The sequence below is a fragment of the Variovorax sp. S12S4 genome (assembly GCF_023195515.1).
Classification (GTDB): Bacteria; Pseudomonadota; Gammaproteobacteria; order Burkholderiales; family Burkholderiaceae_C; genus Variovorax.
The window spans coordinates 4,118,994-4,140,198 of record NZ_JALPKR020000002.1 but is presented as its reverse complement, the minus strand read 5'-3'; the positions used below and the strand labels follow the sequence as shown (position 1 = coordinate 4,140,198).

Annotated in this window: 13 protein-coding genes and 2 pseudogenes; 6 read left to right on the top strand and 9 right to left on the bottom strand. The window is 67.4% G+C overall.

The window, feature by feature from the left end; all coding sequences use genetic code 11:
• The first annotated feature begins 14 nt into the window (after positions 1–14).
• The 3 genes from M0765_RS20385 to ctaD are packed head-to-tail and all read left to right on the top strand — an operon-like array spanning position 15 to position 3,906.
• Entirely contained in the window at positions 15–425 is a 411-nt protein-coding gene (locus M0765_RS20385) for a c-type cytochrome (RefSeq protein ID WP_258505629.1), read from the top strand.
• Positions 422–1,381: a cytochrome c oxidase subunit II gene (locus tag M0765_RS20380; protein ID WP_258505628.1), complete on the top strand. Its 960-nt coding sequence runs from the start codon at positions 422–424 to the stop codon at positions 1,379–1,381. The genes M0765_RS20385 and M0765_RS20380 overlap by 4 nt, the downstream gene beginning before the upstream one ends.
• The gene (gene ctaD / locus M0765_RS20375; protein WP_258505627.1) at positions 1,378–3,906 is read left to right on the top strand and encodes a cytochrome c oxidase subunit I; all 2,529 of its coding nucleotides are present in this window, start codon (positions 1,378–1,380) and stop codon (positions 3,904–3,906) included. The genes M0765_RS20380 and ctaD overlap by 4 nt, the downstream gene beginning before the upstream one ends.
• A 4-nt stretch (positions 3,907–3,910) precedes the next feature.
• On the opposite strand, the gene M0765_RS20370 is transcribed toward ctaD, so the two are convergent.
• Positions 3,911–4,768: a class I SAM-dependent methyltransferase gene (locus M0765_RS20370; protein ID WP_258505626.1), complete on the bottom strand. Its 858-nt coding sequence runs from the start codon at positions 4,766–4,768 to the stop codon at positions 3,911–3,913.
• Positions 4,769–4,840: 72 nt separating this feature from the next.
• On the opposite strand from M0765_RS20370, the gene M0765_RS20365 reads away from it, so the two are divergent.
• The 3 genes from M0765_RS20365 (at position 4,841) to M0765_RS20355 (ending at position 7,368) form a co-directional block, all read left to right on the top strand.
• On the top strand, positions 4,841–5,287 hold the full coding sequence (locus M0765_RS20365; RefSeq protein ID WP_258505625.1) for a helix-turn-helix domain-containing protein: 447 nt from the start codon (positions 4,841–4,843) through the stop codon (positions 5,285–5,287).
• Between the two features lie 495 nt (positions 5,288–5,782).
• Positions 5,783–6,883, top strand: a complete 1,101-nt coding sequence (locus M0765_RS20360) for a hypothetical protein (RefSeq protein WP_258505624.1) — start codon at positions 5,783–5,785, stop codon at positions 6,881–6,883.
• A 146-nt stretch (positions 6,884–7,029) separates the two neighbouring features.
• The gene (locus tag M0765_RS20355) at positions 7,030–7,368 is read left to right on the top strand and encodes a PRC-barrel domain-containing protein (protein ID WP_258505623.1); all 339 of its coding nucleotides are present in this window, start codon (positions 7,030–7,032) and stop codon (positions 7,366–7,368) included.
• Between the two features lie 60 nt (positions 7,369–7,428).
• Here M0765_RS20355 and M0765_RS20350 read toward each other — a convergent pair whose 3' ends face one another.
• From M0765_RS20350 to treS, 8 genes and pseudogenes are all read right to left on the bottom strand, one after another.
• Positions 7,429–7,743: a hypothetical protein gene (locus tag M0765_RS20350; RefSeq protein ID WP_258505622.1), complete on the bottom strand. Its 315-nt coding sequence runs from the start codon at positions 7,741–7,743 to the stop codon at positions 7,429–7,431.
• Positions 7,744–7,947: 204 nt separating this feature from the next.
• Positions 7,948–10,323 carry a malto-oligosyltrehalose synthase gene (treY, locus tag M0765_RS20345; protein ID WP_258508351.1) on the bottom strand — a complete coding sequence of 792 codons (2,376 nt, stop codon included), beginning with the start codon at positions 10,321–10,323 and terminating at the stop codon, positions 7,948–7,950.
• Between the two features lie 196 nt (positions 10,324–10,519).
• Positions 10,520–12,031 (bottom strand): annotated as a pseudogene (malQ, locus tag M0765_RS20340) (4-alpha-glucanotransferase); the annotation flags it as partial.
• Positions 11,949–12,995, bottom strand: a complete 1,047-nt coding sequence (locus M0765_RS29280) for a 4-alpha-glucanotransferase (protein ID WP_258505621.1) — start codon at positions 12,993–12,995, stop codon at positions 11,949–11,951. The gene M0765_RS29280 and the pseudogene malQ, both read right to left, overlap by 83 nt.
• Positions 12,988–14,843 (bottom strand): annotated as a pseudogene (gene treZ, locus M0765_RS29515) (malto-oligosyltrehalose trehalohydrolase). The gene M0765_RS29280 and the pseudogene treZ overlap by 8 nt, the downstream one beginning before the upstream one ends.
• Positions 14,840–17,002 (bottom strand): glycogen debranching protein GlgX, encoded by a 2,163-nt coding sequence (gene glgX, locus M0765_RS20320; RefSeq protein ID WP_258505619.1) that lies wholly within the window; start codon positions 17,000–17,002, stop codon positions 14,840–14,842. Before glgX ends, treZ begins: the two are co-directional and overlap by 4 nt.
• Positions 17,003–17,056: 54 nt before the next feature.
• On the bottom strand, positions 17,057–17,812 hold the full coding sequence (locus tag M0765_RS20315) for a mechanosensitive ion channel family protein (protein ID WP_126748653.1): 756 nt from the start codon (positions 17,810–17,812) through the stop codon (positions 17,057–17,059).
• A 58-nt stretch (positions 17,813–17,870) separates the two neighbouring features.
• Positions 17,871–21,200, bottom strand: coding sequence for a maltose alpha-D-glucosyltransferase (gene treS / locus M0765_RS20310; protein WP_258505618.1), 3,330 nt, complete (start codon positions 21,198–21,200; stop codon positions 17,871–17,873).
• Positions 21,201–21,205: the final 5 nt, after the last annotated feature.

The following is a 21,205-nucleotide window of genomic DNA, read 5'->3' as shown; positions in this document are numbered from 1 at the left end:
CGCACAATCGCGGCATGCTGGCCGCCCTGCCGTACCGCGCCGTGTTCCCGTTCGCCGTACACCCGCTCGCCCTGCTGTTGCTGGCGCTGCTCTCGGGCGCGTGCACGTCGCAGGAGAGCGGCCCTGCGTTCGACCATGCGCCGCGGGCGCAGGTGGAAAGAGGAAGACTGCTGCTCGCGCAATACCAGTGCGGCAGCTGCCATGCGATTCCCGACGTGCAGGCGGCCCGCGGACGCATGGGGCCGACGCTGGCCTCGTTCGGGCGCCGCAGCTACATCGCGGGACATGTGCCGAACGGACCCGAGCACCTCGTCCGCTGGATCGTCGCACCGGGGGCGTTGGTGCCTGGCACCCTCATGCCGGCAATGGGCGTTTCGCCCGATGATGCGCGCGACATGGCGGCCTACCTGCTCTCACTCGAATGAGCGAAGGCCCGCCGCAATCCGCACTCCGGGCCGCTGGGCCGGTCGCCGAGACGCTGCTCGAGGTGAGCGGCGTGCTGGTGGTGGGCGGCACGCTGATCTTCGCCGGCGTGATGCTGCTGCTGGTGCTAGCCATGCGGCGCCGCAAGGGCACCGTGAACGCGCGCTGGTGGCTGATTGGCGGCGGCCTGGTGTTTCCGACGGTGGTACTCACCGCGCTCTTCTTCTACAGCGAATGGCACCGGCCGCCGTGGCGGCCGATTCCACCGCCCGGCGCGCTGATCGTGGGCGTGACGGGCCACATGTGGTGGTGGGAGGTGCGCTACCGCGACCCGGCCACCGGCGCCGAAGTGGTCACAGCAAACGAAATCCGCATTCCGGTGGGGCGGCCCGTCTACTTTGGGCTTGGCAGCGCCGACGTGATCCACAGCTTCTGGGTGCCTTCGCTCGGCGGCAAGATGGACATGGTGCCGGGCCGCGTGCAGCACCTGCAGCTGCAGGCCGACCGGCCCGGCACCTGGCGCGGCCAGTGCGCCGAATATTGCGGCGAGCAGCACGCGCGCATGGCGCTGCACGTGGTGGCTGAGGAGCCCGCGGCCTTCGATGCCTGGCTTGCGGCGCAGGCAAAACCCGCGGCCACTTCAGCCACTTCAGCCACTTCGCCCGCGTTGCCGCGCGAGGTCGAGCGCGGCCGCGAAGCCTTTCTTGCGCACCGTTGCAACGCCTGCCACACCGTGCGCGGCGTGAGCGAAGAAAGCCGCCTTGGCCCCGACCTCACCCACGTCGGCAGCCGGCTGCACCTGGGCGCCGGCACCGTGCCCAACGACCCCGCCCAACTGGCCGCGTGGGTGGCCCACACGCAGCAGCTCAAGCCGGGTGCACGCATGCCTTCGTCCAGTAATCGCATCGGCGAGGCCGACCTTCAACTGATCGCGGCCTGGCTCGCGCAACTGAAATGATCCACGCTGCGAACGACGTTGCAAACCTGCCGCCGCGCCCCGAGGGAGAGCGCGAGGCGCTGGAGCGAGCCTGGGAGCCGCCCACCGGCTGGCGCCAGCTTTCGGCCGTCAACAACACGCGCATCGGCGTGTTCTACATTGCCGCGGCCATGCTGTTCTTTGTGCTGGCCGGCATCCTGGCACTGCTGATGCGCACGCAGCTGGCGGTGCCCGGCAACGGCCTGATCGACGCCAACACCTACAACCAGCTCTTCACGATGCACGGCACCGTGATGATGTTCCTGTTTGCGGTGCCCATCGTCGAGGCCGTGGCCATCTACTTGCTGCCCGGCATGCTCGGTGCGCGCGACCTGCCGTTTCCGCTGCTCTCGGCTTATGCGTTCTGGGCCTACTTCATCGGCGGCCTGGCCTTCTTCTGCACCATCTTCTTCGGCGAATCTCCGGACGGCGGCTGGTTCATGTACCCGCCGCTCACCGGCAAGGAGTTTTCTCCCGGGCGCGGCGCAGACTGGTGGCTGCTGGGCATCGGGTTCATCGAAATCTCGGCCATTGCGGGCGCCATCGAGTTAATCGTGGGCATTCTCTTCACGCGCGCGCCGGGCATGAAGCTGATGCGCATGCCCATCTTTGCCTGGGCCATGCTGGTGAGCGCGCTCATGATCGTCATCGCGTTTCCGGCCGTGATTGCCGCCACCATGCTGCTGGAGCTGGAACGCGCGTTCGACTGGCCCTTCTTCATTCCCGCGCGCGGCGGCGATCCGCTGCTGTGGCAACACCTGTTCTGGTTCTTCGGCCACCCGGAGGTCTACATCATCTTCCTGCCAGCAGCGGGCATGGTCTCGATGATGGTGGCCACGCTGGCGGGCACGCCGCTCGTGGGCCACCGGGCCGTGGTGCTGGCGCTCATCGGCGTGGGCGTGGTGAGCTTTGCGCTGTGGGCGCACCACATGTTTACCGCGGGCCTGGGCAACCTCTCGCTGCTGATCGTGTCGGCAGCGAGCTTCATCGTTGCCATACCGAGCGGCGTGCAGGTGTTCGCATGGATTGCCACCTTCTGGCGCGGCCGCGTGGCGCTGAACGCGCCCACGCTGTTTTTGCTGGGCTTTCATTTCATCTTTGTGCTGGGCGGCCTCACCGGGGTGATGGTGGCGGTGCTGCCCTTCGACTGGCAGGCGCACGACAGCTACTTCATCGTTGCGCACCTGCACTACGTGCTGATCGGCGGCATGGTGTTTCCGGTGTTCGCGGGGTTTTACTACTGGGCACCGCTCTTCAATGGCCACTGCCTCTCGGAGCGCTGGGGCCGCTGGGTGTTCGGGCTCATGTTCGGCGGCTTCAACCTCACGTTCTTTCCGATGCACGTTGCGGGCATGCTCGGCATGCCGCGGCGCGTGTACACCTATGACGGCAGCCTGGGCTGGAACGCGCTCAACATGCTGTCGACCGTGGGCGCCTACATCCTGGCCGCCGGCGTGCTGCTCTTTTTCATCGATGCGTTCCGCACGCTGCGGCGGCCGTCCACCGACCACGGCAATCCCTGGCGCGCGGGCACGCTCGAATGGCTGCCGCCGCGCGAATACGGCGCGCGCAGCATTCCGCAGGTCGATTCGGCCTATCCGCTGTGGAACAACCCCGCGCTCCCGCAGGAGGTCGAGGCCGGCCACCACTGGCTGCCCGGCACGGTGTTCGGCGGCCGGGAAACGCTGATGACCAGCCTGCGCGACGCACGGCCGCTGCACCTGCTGCGCCTGCCCACGGACAGCTGGTGGCCGCTGGGAGCGGCCGCGGGCACGGCGGGCTTCTTTCTTCTGTTGACGGTTTCGCAGCCCATCCCTGCGTTTGCATGCGGCGTGCTCGCGGTGGCGTTCATCCTGCGCTGGTTGTGGGATTCGGATCTTCCGCCGCCGGTTGCGACGGTGGACGTGGGCCGGGGCGTGCGCCTGCCGGTCGGCGCGCATGGCAGCACGTCGCATTCATGGTGGGCGATGATCGTTCTGATTGCGGTGGACATGACGATCTTCGTCTCGCTGCTCTACACCCACGTGCACCTGGCAATGGCAAGCGATGTGTGCCCTCCGCCCGGTGCCGCGCTGCCGGCCATGCGCTGGCCGCTGGCTGCGGCCCTGCTGCTCGCGGCCAGCTCGGGCGCCATGCTGGCGGCCACGCGCATGGTTCGCGCCTCACAGGCGCGCGGCCAGCGCTGGCTGCGCGTGCTCGTGGCGCTCGCCATGGCCGGCGCTGCAGCCTCAGCCGCGCTCGACATCGGCGGCCATCTGCTGGCGGCGCTCGACCCGCGTGCGCAAGGCTGGAGCGCATCGGTCGGCATGCTGCTGGGCTACCAAGCCTTTCACATCGCCGTGCTGATGCTGATGGGCGGCTACGTGCTGGTGCGCTCCTGGGCAGGCCGGCTGCTGCCCACGGCGCGCGCGACCATCGACAACACCGGGCTCATGTGGCACTGCGTCACAGCGCAGGGAATCATCGGTGTGCTGACTGTGCAACTGGTGCCGCGGCTGCTGGGTTGAGCCGCTACGCAGCCGGCGCCTCTGCACCAATCATCCAGCAGGCCGCGGTGAAGCGAACCTCGCTGCCGCGCACATAGGGTTCGAACGCCGCGCGCACGGTCGCTACAACCTGCGCCCGCCTGCGCTCGTCCGTCTCGTCCTGAAGCACCAGGCCGACCGGGCCGAGCCGCGTGATATAGCCCTTCAGATCGCTCTCGGGCAAAGTGCATTCCACATCGATGGGCCGGATGTCGACGCCGGCCCAGCCGCTCTCTTCCAGGATGGAAGCGACCCGGTCCCGGTCCGCAAAAGCGAACTGCCCAGGAGCGCCCGGCTTGCGGGCCGGAAGGTTCGGCAGCAACGGTGCCGCGGCGCGCTCGGCCGTGGTCATGAACGGGTTCTCCGCGGCGCCGCGCCATGCAATGGCCCGAAGCTTCGCGCCGCCCTTGGCCGCATTCAGCAGGTTGGAAAAAGCCTGGACCGGGCTGTCGAAGAACATCACGCCGAAGCGCGAAACGATCATGTCGAAGCTCGCCGGCTCGAACGGGTGCCTCTGCACATCGCCGCACACAAAGCTTGCCGGTGCGCCTTCGCGCCCGGCGCGTGCCCGCGCGACGGCAATCATCGGCTCTGAAATATCGGCGCCGGTGCAGCCGCCCTCCGTGCCGAGCGCACGTGCAATGGCCAGCGTTGTCGCACCTGTGCCGCAGCCTACGTCGAGTACCCGGCGCCCGTGCGCGGTGCGCACCTCATTCACGAGCAGGTGTTCGAACGGCGTGAACAACCGGTCGAGCGACTCCTGCGCATCGACCCAGGCGCGCCCCGCGCGACCGTTCCAGAGTGCGGCTTGCTCGTTGTCTTCCGTGTACTGCTTGATCTTCATGATCGTTTTCCTTGCATGCCCGAACGGGCGGAAGCTAGACTTTGCAACTTCAAGTCGACTTGAGGTCAAGTGGTGGCAGCAACTCATCTGGACATTGCCGAAGTGGCGCAGCAATCCGGCGTTCCCGCATCGACGCTGCGCTTCTACGAAGAGAAAGGGCTCATCGCCTCCACCGGCCGGCGCGGCTTGCGCCGCCTGTTCGATGCGGGCGTGCTCGAGCGGCTGGCGCTGATCGCGGTGGGTCGCTCCGCCGGCTTTTCGCTCGAAGAGATCGGCCGCATGTTCGCGCCCGGCGGAATACCGCGCATCGACAGGCAGATGCTCGCGGCCAAGGCCGACGAGCTCGACAAGACCATTCGCAAGCTCAGCGCCATGCGGGACGGCCTGCGCCATGCCGCCGCCTGCCCCGCGCCCAGCCACATGGAATGCCCGACGTTCCAACGCATCTTGCGGGCTGCGGCGTCCGGGGCGGCCAAGCGTTCGCCCAAGGCAAGTGCACTAAGATCCGCCCGCTCCTGAACTCGGCCACTGGCCTTGCATTGCCCATGACGCATTACCTGCGCCGCGTTCTCTGTGTCTTGCTGTGCCTGCCGGTGTGGGCCTTGGCCTCGGAGCCGTCCCGATTTGCCGCCGCCCTGCGCGAAACAACGGTAGGCGACAACGCAGCGCAGGCTTTCTTCCTCGTCGGCCAGTTGCGTAGCGCGGGGGCGCCCCGCGCCGACGTCGATGCCTTGCGCCGCGAACTCCTGCATGCGTATGTGGCGCAGGTCACCAGCCCGGCCGCTCCACCCGCGCCCCGGCCGGGCGCGTGGGAATCCTTCAAGCGCCGCTTGCCCTGGATGGCATCCGCCCCTGAAGACACCGTGGCCGCCGCAATTGCACGCGGCCACACGCGAAGCGACGTGCTCGACGCTTCCTTTCGCGCCGCCTGGCAAGGGGCGCTCAACCACGGGCTGATTCCGCGCTGGGAGACTGGCGCCGCGCGCGCCCTTCTTCACCATCATGATGCGCGACATGGAACCCGTCGCACCCGGCCTGTGGGCCGCACCGACGAGCGGCGGCAGGGTTCGCCTGATGCTGGCGCTGCGCCTGGCCAACACCTCCACGCGGCCGCTCCCCGTCTTCCGGCCCGACATCGTTCTGGGCGGCCTGGCGTTTGCGTGCACCTGGGATCGCCCGGAACAAAACCTGAGCGAAATGCAGGCCAACGCTGTGACCATGGTGCAGCCCGGCGCGGCGTCCGAACCGCTGGCCTGCGAGGCGCAGCCAGCCCCCATGCATTGGCGCGAGCAGTTGCCGGCGCTCATGACGGCCGGCGGCGATGCCGCCGCAAAGCCGCTCCTGGTGCCGCACGACATGGACAACGCCCGGCGCGTGTATCACCTCGAACTCGCCCTGAGGGACCTTGCGCCGCAAGACGAAACCTGGGGCCGGCGGCGGCTGATTGCGCAGCAGGAACCGGCGCGGCAATGGGCGCCCGGCGCAAACCCGCTGGAGCCACCCGTGTCCAGCCATTGGGCCGTGGGCCCGCACAAAGGCTGGAAGTCGTCTGCCGAGGCGCTGAAGAATTTCATGGCGGCCACCGTGCTCGCGCTTGGCTTGTTTGCCGCGGGGCGCGGCCTGCTGCGCGTCGGCATGCCGAAGTTCGCCGTGGCCGCGGGTACGTTGCTGGCCGGCCTTGGCATGACGGCACTGGCCGCCGCCAGCCTGGGCCGCGGTGGCACGGGCTATGCCCATCCGCTGTACACCGGCATCGGCATATGGAGTGTGTACTTCGGCCCCGTTCTGCTGGGCGTGCTGGCGCTGCATGGCATGCACAAGCTGGTGGATGACGAAGGAACCACCTGGTGGGAGACCGTGGTCAAAGGCTGGCGCAAGACGCTCGACCTGGGCTCCGCCACCAGCCGCGCCGAGTTCTGGGGCTTTGTCGCGCACTGCGCCTGGTTGTGGGCCCTTGCACGCATCTGCCTCGCGCCGCTGGACCGCTGGATCGGCCTTGTGCTGTTGCTGCCGCTGGCCACCATCACCGTGCGGCGGCTGCGCAGCATGTCCCCAGCCGAGATGCTCGGCATGGGCTTGACCACCGTCGGGCTGGCGCTGCTGATCTTGATCTGACCTGCGCCATTGCGCGGGCGGACTCCTACAGCACGATCATCGCCTGGCCGATGCGCCGGAATTTTTGCAGGCCGAAAGTTGCATCTCTGGGCATTGCAACATTCAACGCCGTCATCCCCAGAAATGCCGGCCGGAGACATCCTTCCATGACAAGCGCCAATCCGGTTATTTCTTCAGAGCGTGTCGAGGGGACTGCCGTCTACAACGCGGCGGGCGACAAACTCGGCACCATCGACGACCTCATGATCGACAAGGTTTCAGGCCAGGTCCGCTACGCCGTGATGGAGTTCGGCGGCTTCCTGGGCATGGGCACCGACCGCTATCCCATTCCGTGGCCCATGCTGAAGTACGACACCGCGCAAGATGGGTATGTGGTGCCGCTGGACAAGGCACAGCTCGAAGGCGCGCCCAAGTATGCGAGCGACCGCGTGCCGGACTACGACGACAAATACAGCGGCACGGTGGACAAGTACTACGGGCTGTAAAGAGCTAGAGGGGTTCGGCGGGCGCACCCGCCGAGCCATGGGGCGACAGAGAGAAGCCCCTCAATCGACCTTCGACGCCTGGAAGTAAGGCTGCGAAGACTCCATGAACGCGTGGTGCAGGCGGGCAAGCTCGCGCGCAAGTTGCTGTGCTTGCGAGCGGCCTTGCTCCGAGCCTGCTTTCATCTCGCGAACGGCGGCCTCGAAGCGAACGGTCGCGTCCTTCCACTCTTCGTAGCGCGCCAGGAACTCGTCCCAGTCGAGAGCATTTTCCGCCCGGCTGCCTTCGAGCGGTGTTTCTCCGCGCGCGGCTTGGAGCTCCCAGGGACTTGCCTCGACGTTCGGCCCCTCGGTGAATTCGTCGGCGGCTTGTTTCAAGTCTGCCGGCGAAGGCGCGGGGTGACCGGGGCTATGAGATCCGCTCTTGTCGACTGGTTGGTGAGATTCAGCCATGAGATTCTCCTGAAAGTTTCTTCATGGCACGGTCTGCGAGTTTGGGGAGAGAGGATGTCGGACAGATGCCGGGAAGGTGGTCGGTTCATTGGGAGTCAGCAAGTCGCGCGGTTGTCGGAACTGGGTTGCTCAGCCTCTGAACGCAGCCCAAGGCATCCGGGCAAACGCCTCGTCGAGCACAACCACATTGCCGTTCACCGCCAGCGACTCGCCGCTCAACACGTTCTCCAACCCCGCACTTCCAAACCCCTCAGGCAACACAACCTTCGTCCCGCGCCACGCATCCGCCCCGGGAAGCACCGGTGCGCCACCCTGCCCCTCACCCCGCGCAACACCCGCAAACAACCGCCCCGCAATCACCACCAGCATCCGCCCTTCATGCCTCCGCGCAAAGGCCACCACATGCCGGGCCAGCGGCCCTTCGACCGTGAGCCCTTCATAGCTGCCGTCGCGGAAAAGCTCCGCATGCTCACGCCGCAGCGACAGCATCCGCCAGATGAACCAGAGCTTTGCGCTCCCATCGTGCGGTGCCTCGGCGAGCGACTGCACCCGCGCCGGCAGATCGGCTTCGCCGGCCATCGCCTGAAGCTGATCGAGCCGCTTGCTGCGCAGTTCATAGTCCACCGGCCGCCGGTTGTCGGGGTCGACCAAACTCAGGTCGATGAGCTCACTGCCCTGATACAGATCGGGCACGCCCGGCGAGGCGTACTTCAGCAGCGTCAGCGTCAGGCCGTTCCACGCCCCGAACCATGAGAGGCGATCGGCCATGCGCTGGATGTCGGCAAGGCAGCCGCCTTGCGAACGATCGGAAAGAATCTTTCGTACCAAGGCCTCCAGCGCCTCTTCGTACTGCGCGTCGGGCTGGGTCCAGCGCGTGTGCGACTTGGATTCGCGTGCGGCCTTTTGCATGTACTGCAGCACGCGCTGTTCATACGCCGGCGCAGCTTCGGCGCTGAGTCCGCCGAAGGGCAAGGTGCCGAGCAGGGTCTGGTAGAGCAGGTACTCGTCCGCGCGCGAAGGCGCCGCAGCCTCGTTCCCGCCACAGCAGAGCGCATGCCAACGCGCCAGCGCTTCGCGCCACTCGTCCGGCATTTCCGAGAGCACGTCGATGCGGTTGCGCACATCTTCCGAGCGCTTGTTGTCATGCGTCGAAGTGGCGAGCATGGTGTGCGGCCAGTGCCGCGCACGGTCGGCGCTGAGCGTATGGAACTCATCCACATCGAAGCCGAACTGATCGGGCTCGCCGCCCACCTCGTTGAGCGCACTGAGCGGAAAGTAGCGGTAGAAGGCGGTGTCTTCCACGCCCTTGGCCGCGACGGGCGCGCTGAACTGCTGAAAGCGCACCGCGAACCGGCGCACGCGCTCGGCCAGTGCCGGGGTTGCACGCTCGGCGGCCTCGCCGCGCAGCGAGCGGCGCACAAAGGCGAAGATGGAACGGTCGGCATCGAGGCTCTGGCGTTCGGCGGCGTCCGTAGCGGCATCGATGAAATGCGCGTCCTGCACCGATGGCGCATCGACGATATAGGTGCGGTACACCGGCATGCATGCCGCCACGCCGGCCAGTGCGCGGCGCAGCGCGTTGAGCGTGTAGTCGCGCGTGGTGCGGTCGGCGCGCGCAATTCGCAGCAGCTCGGTGGAGAGTACGTTCAGTTCCGAGGCGAGCGCGCTGCGCATGACCTCGTGCTTGCCTGCGCGGGCCACGGCATCGAAATCTTGCGCATCGCCGGTGAAGCGGTGCCAGGTTTGCCGCAGCGCGTCAGCCGCGGCCGTGTCCACCAGCACGCCGTTGGCCACGTTGGCAAAACGGTAGCCGGTGGTGCCGTGCACATGCCATTCAACGGGCACTTCTTCTTCGGAGGCGGCGATTTTCTCGGCGACCACATACAGCGGGCGCTGAGGCCTGCCGTCGGCCCCCGGGGCCGGCAGCACGATGCCGGCGCGGCGCGCGTAGCCTTCCTGCAGTTGCCTGAAGTAGCGCGCGGGGTCGTACAACCCGTCGGGGTGATCGATGCGCAGGCCGTCCACCACGCCGGCCGCGGCCAGGTCCAGCGCAAAGGACTGCGTGGCCTCGAAGACCTCGTCGCGCTCCATGCGCACCGCCGCCAGGTCGTTGATGTCGAAGAAGCGCCGGTAGTTGATTTCGTCTGCCGCCACACGCCAGTACGCAAGCCGGTAGGCCTGCACCTCGATGAGCCGGTGCAGCTCGTCGCGCGCGTTGTCCGATGCCAGGTTGAGTTCGGCCACCGCAGCGAGCACGGCGCGCGCCAGCGCGGGATGCGCCTGCACCAGCTGCGCAAGGCGGGCCTTGAACAGCTCCTTGTCGCGCACGCGCTCCGTGCGCTCTGAAGGCGCTTTCGCATGACGGGCCGGCAGGTGGCCGAAGGCTGTCGCAAGACTGGCGAGCTCCGCCGCAAGCGCCGGGTCTCTGAGATGCGGCAGCGCGCGGCCCAGCACCACCGGATAGCTTTCGGGCGCGAGCGGAAACCGGTGGTCGAAGTAGCGCAGCGCAAAGCTCCCCCTGCGCCGCTTCGAAATGCAGCACCAGGTCGCCGCTGGAGAGCACCTCGCCGTAGTGGCCGCCTAGCACCGGCAGCAGCACCTTGCCGGTCAGCTCCTCGTTGAGCGGCTGCCAGTCGATGTCGAAATACTGCGCGAAGAGCGAGGCCGGGCCGTTCTCCAGCACGTCCATCCACCACGCGTTGTCGGCACCGAGCACGCCCATGTGGTTGGGCACCATGTCGAGCAGCTGCCCGAGGCCGTTGGCCTGCAGCGCCTCGACAAAGCGCGCGAAGCCTTCGGCGCCGCCAAGCTCGGGGTTGATCTCCGCATGGGCCACCACGTCGTAGCCGTGGGTGCTGCCCGCGCGGGCCCGCTGAATGGGCGAGCAGTACACATGGCTCACGCCGAGCTGCGCCAGGTAAGGCAGCACGCGAATGGCATCGTCGAAGCTGAAGCCCTTGTGGAACTGCAGGCGGTAGGTGGCCCGCGGCACGCGCGCCTGCAGAAGCGGCGCCGGCTCCGCGCTTGCGCTGCGTCTAGGCCGCGCCGCGCGCAGGTGCCCGGCCAGGCCTTGCATGGCATCGCTCGCGGCCAGCGCCTCCACCGGCGACGAAAGCTTGCGTCGCCAGTTGGGATGCGTATCGACCGTGCCGGGCATGTTGGCCTGCTCGACTTCGCCTGCCACGTCTTCCAGCTGGAACACCATCAGCGCCGAAGGCGCCGCCGCCAGGAACGCATGAATTGCCTGCATGGCCCGCGGCGAAGGCGTTGCGAACGCCAGTGCCTGCGCGGCCTCGTCGTCCGACAGCAGCCCCGCCTCGCGCACCGCCAGCATCAGCCGGATGCGTTCCTGCGCCCGGTCGAGCAGTTGCTTGTCGAACAGCCCGGGGTCGGGAAAAAGGCCCAACGCCAGCCGCAGCCGAAGGTCGTGCCCCGACCACCAGCCTGTGAGCGTGGCAAGGTCGTGCGTGCTGATGGCAACCAATGCCGCGGGCGGGTATGCCGCGGGCGGCGTGAACCCGCTGCCCTGCTTTTCGAAATAGAGCAGCCGGTAAGACAGCACGTCGGCACGCGCGAGCGCATCGCGCATTGCGTCTTCGACCGTGCCCAGGTCTTCGCCGACGACCATGCAGCGGTGCCGATGGCTCTCCAGGGCCACGATGGCGAGCATCTCATCGACCGCGTAGCGCACGTACGCGCCGTCGTGGGCGGTGCGGCCTGGTGGAATCCAGAACAGGCGCATCAGCCCCATGACGTGGTCGATGCGCAGCGCGCCCGCATGGCGCATGTTCTCGCGCAGCATCTGCACGAAGGGCTGGTAGTGGTTGGCGCGCAGGCGGTCCGGCCGCAGCGGCGGCAGGCCCCAGTTCTGCCCGGCCGGGTTGAACTCGTCCGGCGGCGCGCCGATGCTGGCACCCACGGCAAAGCAATGCTGCGCGCCCCACGCGTCGGAGCCGCCGCGATCTACTGAAACGGCCAGGTCCAGGTACAGGCCGATGCCCATGCCTAGCGCCTCGCAGCGAGCGCCCGCGCGCGCGAGCTGGCGCTCGGCCAACCATTGCAGGTATTGGTGGTACTGCAGGCGGTCGGCATGCTGGGCCGCAAACTCTTGCACCGCGGGCGAGCCGATGTCACGGTAGGCCTCCGGCCACACGAGCCAACCCCAGCATTGCGGGTCTGCCGCCGCAAAGTGGGCCTGCAGCGCTTCGAACAGCGCATGGCGACGGAGCGGCTCGCCCTGCTCGGCAACGAAGTCGAGAAGGGCCTTGCCCGCTGCGTCCGGGCCACCGGCGCGCAAAAGATGGTGCGTTCTGGAAGTGATCGAAAAGCAGCTCGAGCACTTCGAACTTGGCAGCGGCCACGCCGGCATGGTCCACCAGCGGCGCCTCGCGCAGCGCGGCCAGCCTCGCCTGGAACTCGGGCGATTCCACACGGCGGCGCGCGGGCTCGCAGGCGGCGAAATCATCCACCGCCTCGACATCGATGTACAGCACGTTGAGCCGCTGCCGGGACGAAGGGCTGTAGGGGCTGGCGCGCTGCGGGTCTGTAGGGAACAGCGCATGCAGCGGGTTCAGCCCGACCACATCGGCGCCCTGCCCGGCCATGCTGTCGATGAGCGTGTCCAGGTCCGTGAAATCGCCGATGCCCCAGTTGCGCGGCGAGCGCAGCGCATACAGCTGCACCGCCGGCCCCCACACACGGCCGCCGTCGCGCACAGCCGGCGGGCGGTAGCAGCGCCCGGGAGACGCGACGACCATGGTTTCGCCGTCCAGGCCATCGATCCGCAGCCAGTGGTAGCCGGGCGCGAGCGACTCGCCCAGGTGCAGGACGCAGCCGCCGTCGTGCAGTGCGTGCGCATCGGCTTCGCCATCACTCAGGCGGCCTTCTTCATCGCGCAATTGCCAGCGAAGCTTGCCCGCAAGATGGCCTTGCCGCGGCAGGTGCACGCTCCAGTGCGGCGCCTGCGCCGCGACAACCAGCACGGGCGGTATGGCCGGCTCGGCCACATCGCCCGGTGCCGCACCCGCCTGCACACCAAACTCGGCCAGCAATGCGGCAAGGTTCTCGGGCGTGGCGTGGCGCTGCGTTCCAAAAGCGTCGAAATAGGTGGCGGAGATGCCGTAGTGCCTGCAAAGGCGTTCCAGCGCATCGGCGGACCACTGGGTCGAATCAACCACCGGCCACGTCCTCCAGCGTTGCGTGCACGGCGCCGCGCTCCAGCCGCAGGCCCGTCGCCTCCGCAGCAGCCCCTGAGCTGTAGACCGCCGCACCGGGCGGTGCCGCGGCTTGCGTGGCGGATTGCGCACCGAAGTTGGCCAGCAGGTGAAGGCGCTTGGCCGGCTCGCCGGCCACGGTGCTCGCCAGATCCCACTGCACCTGCACGACGCCGTTTTCGCAGCGATGGCTTCCGGCGTGGCGGGCACCGGCCAGGTGCGGCACCAGCATGCGGTGGCGCGCCTCGAGCAGTTGCTGCATTTCGCACAGCCGCGCGAAGTGCGGTTGCGTGCCGCGCTCGCGCCACCGGAGCTTCGAGGCGGCAAAGGTCTCCTCGGCATTCGGGTCGGGAATGCGGGCGCGCGCCGCTTCGTCGGCAAACGCGGCAAAGCCGCCGAATTCCGAGCGCCTCCCCTCCGCCACGGCGGAAGCCAGCTCCGGACCGAAATCGCAGAAGTACAGGAACGGCGACGAGGCCGCGAATTCATCGCCCATGAAGAGCATCGGCACATGCGGCGATAGCAGCACGCAGGCAAACGCGGCACGCACCAGCGCCGGGTCGCCCATGGCATGGATGCGTTCGCCGAATGCACGGTTGCCGACCTGGTCGTGGGTCTGCAGGTAAGACACGAAAGCGGTCGAGGGCAACTGCGTGCTGGGTTCGCCGCGCAGCTCCCCGCCGCGGAAGGCCGACGGCTGGCCCTGGTAGATGAAGCCTTCGGCCAGCGCGCGCGCAAGGCGGCACGCGGGGTCGTCGGCATAGTCCGCGTAGTAGCCGTCGCGCTCGCCGGTCGTCAGCACATGCGCCGCATGGTGAAGGTCGTCGTTCCATTGCGCGGTGCCCGCCACCGGCAGGCCAGCGCCGTCGCGCGCCAGCAGCGAGGCCAGGTTGGCGTCGTTCTCCAGCACCAGGTGCACACGCCTCTCGCGTGCGGGGCCGTTGTTCAGCGCCTCGCGGATTTCCTGGACGATGTGCTTTTCTGACGAATCGCGAATGGCGTGGATCGCATCCATGCGCAGGCCGTCGATGTGGAACTCTTCGATCCAATACAACGCGTTGTGGATGAAGAAGTCGCGCACGGTGCGCGACTGGTCGCCGTCGAAGTTGATGGCGGCCCCCAGGGCGTGCGCTCCGCCGCGTTGAAGAACTCGGGGCAGCACGCGTGCAGGTAGTTGCCCTCCGGCCCGAAGTGGTTGTAGACCACGTCGACCAGCACCATGAGGCCGAGCCCGTGCGCGGCATTGACCAGCGCCTTGAGGTCGTCCGGCGTTCCGTAGCTGGCGTCGGGCGCGAACTGCAGCACGCCGTCATAGCCCCAGTTGCGCGCGCCCGGAAAGTCCGCCAGCGGCATGAGCTCAATGGCGGTGATGCCCAGCTCGGCCAGTTCGCCGATGCGCTCGCGCGCAGCCTGGAAGGTGCCCTCTTCGGTGAAGGTGCCCACGTGGAGTTCGTAGACCACGGCTTCATGCCAGGGTCGGCCGCGCCAGTCCGTGTCGGTCCATTCGAAGCGGCCCGGGTCGACGATGCGGCTCGGGCCATGAACGTCGTCCGGGTTGTAGCGCGAGGCCGGGTCGGGAATGGTCAGGCCGTCGGCCAGCCGGTAGGCATAGCTGTCGCCGTGGCGCGCATTGGCCAGCGTGAGGCGGTGCCAGCCGTCCGCATCGCGCTGCATAGCGTGCGACGCAGCCGCGCCTCCATCCGGCGCGTGCACCAGCGTGATGCCGTCCGCCGAGGGCGCCCAAAGTGCAAAGTCGACGCCGCGGTCGCTGCTTACGGTGGCCCCGAAAGGCATGCGATGAGCACGCTTCATGGCCGCACATCCGGCCGGCTCAGCACCACGAGCGAGCGGCACTGCAGCGGGTAAGCGGGCTCCGACCACGCGGGCGCGAGCGCGGCCACGTCTTCGGTGGCGGGCGGCGGCGAACCGCTGGCGGTGTCCAGCAGCAACCGCCATGCGCCGTAGGGCGCGGGCGGCAGCGTGAACCTGATCTCGTCGTGATGCGCGTTGAACAGCACCAGAAAGTCGTCGTCGTGCTGCGCCTCGCCGCGCGGCCCGCGGTCGACGATGCCGCCGCCCGACATGTACATGGCAAAGCACCTGGCGTTGGCGTCGCCCCAGTCTTCGGGGCGCATCTCTGCGCCGTCGGGCCTGAGCCAGAGCACGTCGGTCACGCTCTCGGCCTCGCTCGGCTTGCCGGCGAAAAAGCTGCGCCTGCGAAACGAGGGATGCGCGCGCCTGAGTGCGATGGCGCGCTCCACGAAGGTGACCAGCGCCTGCCGCTCGGGCGTGGGGGTCCAGTCGATCCAGCCGAGTTCGTTGTCCTGGCAGTAGACGTTGTTGTTGCCGTTCTGCGTGTGGCCGCGCTCGTCGCCGCCCAGCAGCATGGGCACGCCCTGTGAGAGCAGCAGCGTGGCCAGCATGTTGCGCTTTTGACGCTCGCGCAGCGCCACGATCTCGGGGTCGTCGGTCGGCCCTTCCGCGCCGCAGTTCCACGAGATGTTGTGGCTGTTGCCGTCGCGGTTGTCTTCGCCGTTCGCTTCGTTGTGCTTGTCGTTGTAAGAGACCAGGTCGTTGAGCGTGAAGCCGTCGTGCGCGGTGATGAAGTTGATGCTTGCCGTGGGCTGCTTGCCCGACCAGCCATACAGGTCTTCAGAGCCGGTGAGCCGCTTGCCCACCTCGCCGATCAAGCCTGCGTCGCCCTTCCAGAAGCCGCGCATGCCGTCGCGGTAGCGGTCGTTCCATTCAGCCCAGCCCAGCGGAAAGTTGCCGACCTGGTAGCCGCCGTGGCCCAGGTCCCAAGGCTCCGCAATGAGCTTGACCCGGTTGAGCGTTGGGTCTTGCCGTATCGCGTCGAAGAAGCCGCCCAGGTTCTCGACCTTGCCCGACTCGCGTGCCAGCGCAGAAGCCAGGTCGAAGCGGAACCCGTCGACGTGCATTTCCTCGGCCCAGTAGCGCAGCGAATCCATCACCAGCTGCAGCGCATGCGGATGCTCCAGGTTGACGGTGTTGCCGCAGCCGGTGAAGTCGTCGTAATAGCGCCGGTTCTCGGCGTTGACGATGTAGTAAGAGGAGTTGTCCACGCCCCGCATCGAAAGCGTCGGCCCCAGCTGGTTGCCTTCGCAGGTGTGGTTGTAGACCACGTCGAGAATCACCTCGATGCCTGCAGAGTGCAGCGTCTTCACCATGGTCTTGAACTCCTTCACCTTGCCCGAGGCGCTGTAGCGCATTTCGGGTGCGAAGTAGGCCAGCGAGTTGTAGCCCCAGTAGTTCTGCAGGCCCTTTTCGGCCAGGTGCCTGTCGTTCAGGAAACTGTGCACCGGCAAGAGCTCCACGGTGGTCACGCCCAGCCGCTTCAGGTAGTCGACCACCGGCGCGCAGCACAGGCCGCCGTAGGTGCCGCGCAGTTCGGTTGGCACGTCGGGGTGGCGCATGGTGAAGCCGCGCACGTGCAGCTCGTAGATGACCATGTCCTGCCAGGGGACGGATGGGCGGCGGTCGTCGCCCCAGGTAAAGGCGGTTTCGAGCACACGGCCCTTGGGCACCAGCGGTGCGCTGTCGCGGCGGTCGAACGACAGGTCTTCGCGCTTGCTGCCCACGGTGTAGCCGTAGAGCGCATCGCCCCAGCGCAGCTCGCCGACCAGGTCCTTCGCGTAGGGGTCGACCAGCAGCTTGTGCGCGTTGAAGCGGTGCCCTTCTTCGGGCTTGTACGGCCCGTGCACGCGGTAGCCGTAGGCAAGACCTGGGCGGGCCTCGGGCAGGTAGCAGTGCCAGATGCCATCGGTGCGCTCGCGGATCGGGATGCGCTGGATTTCGTGGCGGCCCTTCTCGTCGAAAAGGCACAGGTCAACGCCCTGTGCATGCTGGGAGAAGAGCGCGAAGTTGACGCCCTCCCCGTCCCAGTTGGCGCCGCGCGGATAAGGGCGGCCCGGCCACACGGCCGTGATGGAAGGTCGTTTGCTGCGTGTCATCAATTCGAATGTGGGAGAAAGAGGCGGAGGAGAAAAGCGAGGTGCGAGAGATGCTCAGCGCGGCGGCCGCTCGCCCGGCGAGCTGCCTTTGCTGGGCTCGACGACGATCGTCGGTGTTGTCGTGGTGGTGGTGCTCTTGTCCTGGGGCGTGCGCGGCCACCAGCGCTCGATCTGCGCCGCGGCCCAGTCCTTGCCCGCCAGCCCGAAGGCCAGGGCCAGCGCAAACACCACGCCCGCCAGCACCACCAGGAAGCTCTCGCGCACGATGTCGCCGCCCACCTTGATCTGGTCCAGCGCAATCAAGATGACGAAGGCCATGACCGCATAGCGCGCAATCTGCCCCAGCAGCACGGCATCGCGCATCTGCGCGCCGCGAAAGTAGCTCGACACCGCCTCTCCCACGAAGCGGGCGAAATACGATCCGAAGGCCAGCACCAGCAAGGCGACGAACAGGTTCGGCACAAACCACACCACGCGCCCGAGCAGGTCGGCGATGTAGCTCAGCCCCAGGCCGTTGAACGCCACCAGCAGTGCCGCAAGAATGACGAGCCAGTAGGCCAGCACGCCGAACAGGCTGCTGGTGTCGCCGCCCCACCCGCCCTGGCGCAAGAAGTTGTCCAGCCCGGCGCGCTCCGTCAGCACGTTGAAGTTGATGGCGCGCAATGCCTTGGTAACGGCAAAGCGCACAGTTTTGGCGATAAGCCAGCCGGCGAGCACCACGACGAGTGCAATGGCCAGGCGAGGCACGAAGGCCCCAACCTGGTAGAGCATTGCGTTCAGCGGCTCCAGGTGAATGCCAAATCGGTCCATGAGTCTCTCCGGTGCGTGAATGCGGTTGCGGACAAAAGCGGCGAATGCGATGCAAGCATCAACCGGGCCGCTCTGCCTGCAGGAGCGCCAGCACGCCGTTCAGCGGCACCTGGGCCCAGTCGGCGCGGTTGTTGAGCTCGTAGCGCAGCTCGTACAGCGCCTTTTCCAGTTCGAACAGCGCGAGCAGTTCGGTGTCGATCTGCGCGTTGCCGTCGCCTCCGGCCGCCTGCGAATAGCCGTCCATGAAGGCCTGGCGCGTGGCCTGCTCCCATGCGGCGGCGGGTGGTGCCAGGTAGGCGGCTTCTTCCACGCTCTGCGCCACCCGCCGCAGGGCCGACCAGCGCGCGTAGTTGAAGGAGCGCAGCATGCCGGCCACGTCGCGCAGCGGCGAGCCCTTGGCCCGGCGCTCGTCGAAGCTGCGGGCCGGCTCGCCCTCGAAATCGATGATGACGAAATCGTTGTCGCGCACCAGCACCTGGCCCAGGTGAAAGTCGCCGTGGTAGCGGCTCTTGATGCCGCCCTGCGTTTGCGGCTTGCGCGCCGCAATCGAAGCCTGCAGTGCGTCTTCCATGGTGAGAAGCGCCTGGCCGTCGATCTGCGCCGGCGCCGGCAACTGGCCCAGCCTGTCGCGCAACAGCGAAAGCGTGGTGGCAACGTCGGCCCGGGCTTGCGCCGTGTAGCGGGCGATGTCTTCGGCCAGCAGCGGCTCGGGCTCGAAGGCCGCGGCGCCCGTGCGCATTGCCAGGGCCTTGTGCAGCTCGGCGGTGCGCCTGCCCAGCGTAGCCATGAGCGCGAGAAAGCCGCCGTGCGCGGCCAGCGGGTCGGGCAGCGCGCCGTTGGTGGTGGCAAAGTCGCGCAAAAAGCGCTCCAGGTAGCCCAGCGTGTGGTCCCAACCGTCGCCCTGGTTGGACACATACGACTGCACCATGGCCAGCGTCATGGTGCGGCCGTCGTTGGCCGTGTATTCGAGCGCGCCCAGCACCGGGACGCAGTGCGGGTAGTGCGCCACTTCGGTCAGGAAGCGGCCCATCTCCAGCTCGGGGTTCAGGCCTTCGCGCAGGTGGCGGTAGCCCTTGAGGAACAGGGTTTCGTTCACCGTCACCACCGTGTTGCTGCTCACGCCGCTCGGCCGCCCGACCGGCAGGCTGTCGATGTCTGCCTTGACGGCCGCGAACGCCGCCGTGGGGCGGAAACGCATCCGCCCGTGTGCGGTGTCCAGGTCCATGCCGTTGCGAATGGCGTGCAGCAGCGCTCGGCAAAAAGCTTCGTCGTAGAAGGCGTCGCCCATCAGGCCCACTTGCGCCTGCTGCCGCACCTTGGCCACCGCGGCCTGCGCCACGCCGGCCATGCGCTCTTCATCGCGCTCTTCCCAAGCCAGTGCCAGCGGCATGAAATAGGTGGCGCCGCCGTGCGGGCCGTCGAGTTCGAGCAGGGGCAGCATCCAGCTTTGCGAGCCGGATTCCCACACCGCATGGTCCGCCAGCCGCGCCCGCTCGATGGTGGTTCCCTTCGATGCATACCAGCGCTGGATTTCGATGTGCCGCGGCAGTACCTCTTGCTCGAACTGCGCGCGCATGCGCTCCGACATGCCGATGCGCCACGGCATCACCCTGTCTCGGAAGAAGCTGGTCCAGCCGTCGAACAGCACCAGCGTGGGCCACTCCTGCAGCGCCACGCCTTCCTGGTGCCAGCTGGGCATCTCGGCGTCGGACGTGAGCCTGAACCAGTAGAACCCGTACGACGAGAGCGTGAGCAGGTACGGCAACTCGCCGATGGGCGGAAACGGCGCACGGCCCAGCATCTCGATGGGCACCCTGCCCTTGAAGGCCGAAAGGTCGAGCTCCACCGGCTGCGCGGCCCGCGAGAGGTTGAACACCGTCAGGATGATGTCGTCGCCGTACTCGCTGAGGTAAGCGAGGATCTTGCGGTTGCCCGGCTTCAGAAAGCGGCGCTTGCCGCGGCCGAAGGCGTGGCTGGTCTTGCGCACGGCCAGCATGCGCTTGGTCCAGTTGAGGAGCGAACTGCTGTCGCGCGCCTGTGCCTCCACGTTCAGCGCCTCGTAGCCGAACATCGGGTCCATGATGGGCTGCAGGTACAGGCGCTGCGGGTCGGCGCGCGAGAAGCCGGCGTTGCGGTCGGGGCTCCACTGCATGGGCGTGCGCACGCCGTTGCGGTCGCCCACGAACACGTTGTCGCCCATGCCGATCTCGTCGCCGTAATAAATGATGGGCGAGCCCGGCATCGACAGCAGCATGCCGTTCATGAGCTTCACGCGGTCAATGTCGTTTTCCATCAGCGGCGCAAGGCGGCGGCGAATGCCCAGGTTGATGCGCGCGCGCAGGTCGGCGGCGTACATGGTGTACATGTAGTCGCGCTCCTTGCTGGTCACCATCTCGAGCGTCAGCTCGTCGTGGTTGCGCAGGAAGATCGCCCACTGGCAGCCCTCCGGAATGTCCGGCGTCTGCTGCATGATCTCGACGATGGGGTGCCGGTCTTCCTGCGCAATGGCCATGTACATGCGCGGCATCAGCGGAAAGTGGTACGCCATGTGGCATTCGTCGCCGTCGCCGAAATACTCGCGCACGTCTTCCGGCCACATGTTGGCCTCTGCCAGCAGAAAGCGGTTCTTGTACTGCGCGTCGATGGCGGCGCGCAGCTTCTTGATCACTGCATGCGTCTCGGGCAGGTTCTCGTTGCTGGTGCCGTCGCGCTCCACCAGGTAGGGAATGGCATCGAGCCGGAAACCGTCCACCCCCATGTCGAGCCAGAAGCGCATCACCTTGAAGATGGCCTCCAGCACCGCCGGGTTGTCGAAGTTCAGGTCCGGCTGGTGGCTGAAGAAGCGGTGCCAGTAGTAGGCCTTGGCCACCGGGTCCCAGGCCCAGTTCGACGTCTCGGTGTCGGTGAAGATGATGCGCGTGCCCTGGTAGATCTGGTCGGTGTCGCTCCACACGTAGAAGTCGCGCTCGGGCGAGCCCGCGGGCGCACGGCGCGCGGCCTGAAACCAGGGGTGGTCGCTCGATGTGTGGTTGATGACCAGCTCGGTGATCACACGCAGCCCGCGCTCGTGCGCGGCGTCGAGCATCTCGCGAAAGTCGTCCAGCGTGCCGTACTGCGGGTTCACGTCTTCGTAGGCCGAGATGTCGTAGCCGTCGTCGCGCAGCGGCGAGGGATAGAACGGCATCAGCCAGATGGTGTTGACGCCCAGCTCCTTCACGTAGTCGAGCTTGGCCGTCACGCCCTTGAAGTCGCCGATGCCGTCGTTGTTGGAGTCGAAGAAGGCCTTGACGTTGAGCTGGTAGATCACCGCGTCCCGGTACCACAGCGGGTCGTCGCTGATGTCGATCTCGACCGTTTCAAGCGCAATGTGGGAGACAGGTGCATTCATGGTGG

Bases quoted from the DNA above. Each gene is read 5' to 3' on its own strand.
- ctaD (WP_258505627.1), top strand. From the start codon at position 1,378: ATGATCCACGCTGCGAACGACGTTGCAAACCTGCCGCCGCGCCCCGAG.
- M0765_RS20385 (WP_258505629.1), top strand. From the start codon at position 15: ATGCTGGCCGCCCTGCCGTACCGCGCCGTGTTCCCGTTCGCCGTACAC.
- M0765_RS20355 (WP_258505623.1), top strand. From the start codon at position 7,030: ATGACAAGCGCCAATCCGGTTATTTCTTCAGAGCGTGTCGAGGGGACT.
- glgX (WP_258505619.1), bottom strand. From the start codon at position 17,002: ATGACACGCAGCAAACGACCTTCCATCACGGCCGTGTGGCCGGGCCGC.
- M0765_RS20380 (WP_258505628.1), top strand. From the start codon at position 422: ATGAGCGAAGGCCCGCCGCAATCCGCACTCCGGGCCGCTGGGCCGGTC.
- M0765_RS20370 (WP_258505626.1), bottom strand. From the start codon at position 4,768: ATGAAGATCAAGCAGTACACGGAAGACAACGAGCAAGCCGCACTCTGG.
- M0765_RS20315 (WP_126748653.1), bottom strand. From the start codon at position 17,812: ATGGACCGATTTGGCATTCACCTGGAGCCGCTGAACGCAATGCTCTAC.
- treS (WP_258505618.1), bottom strand. From the start codon at position 21,200: ATGAATGCACCTGTCTCCCACATTGCGCTTGAAACGGTCGAGATCGAC.
- M0765_RS20360 (WP_258505624.1), top strand. From the start codon at position 5,783: ATGGAACCCGTCGCACCCGGCCTGTGGGCCGCACCGACGAGCGGCGGC.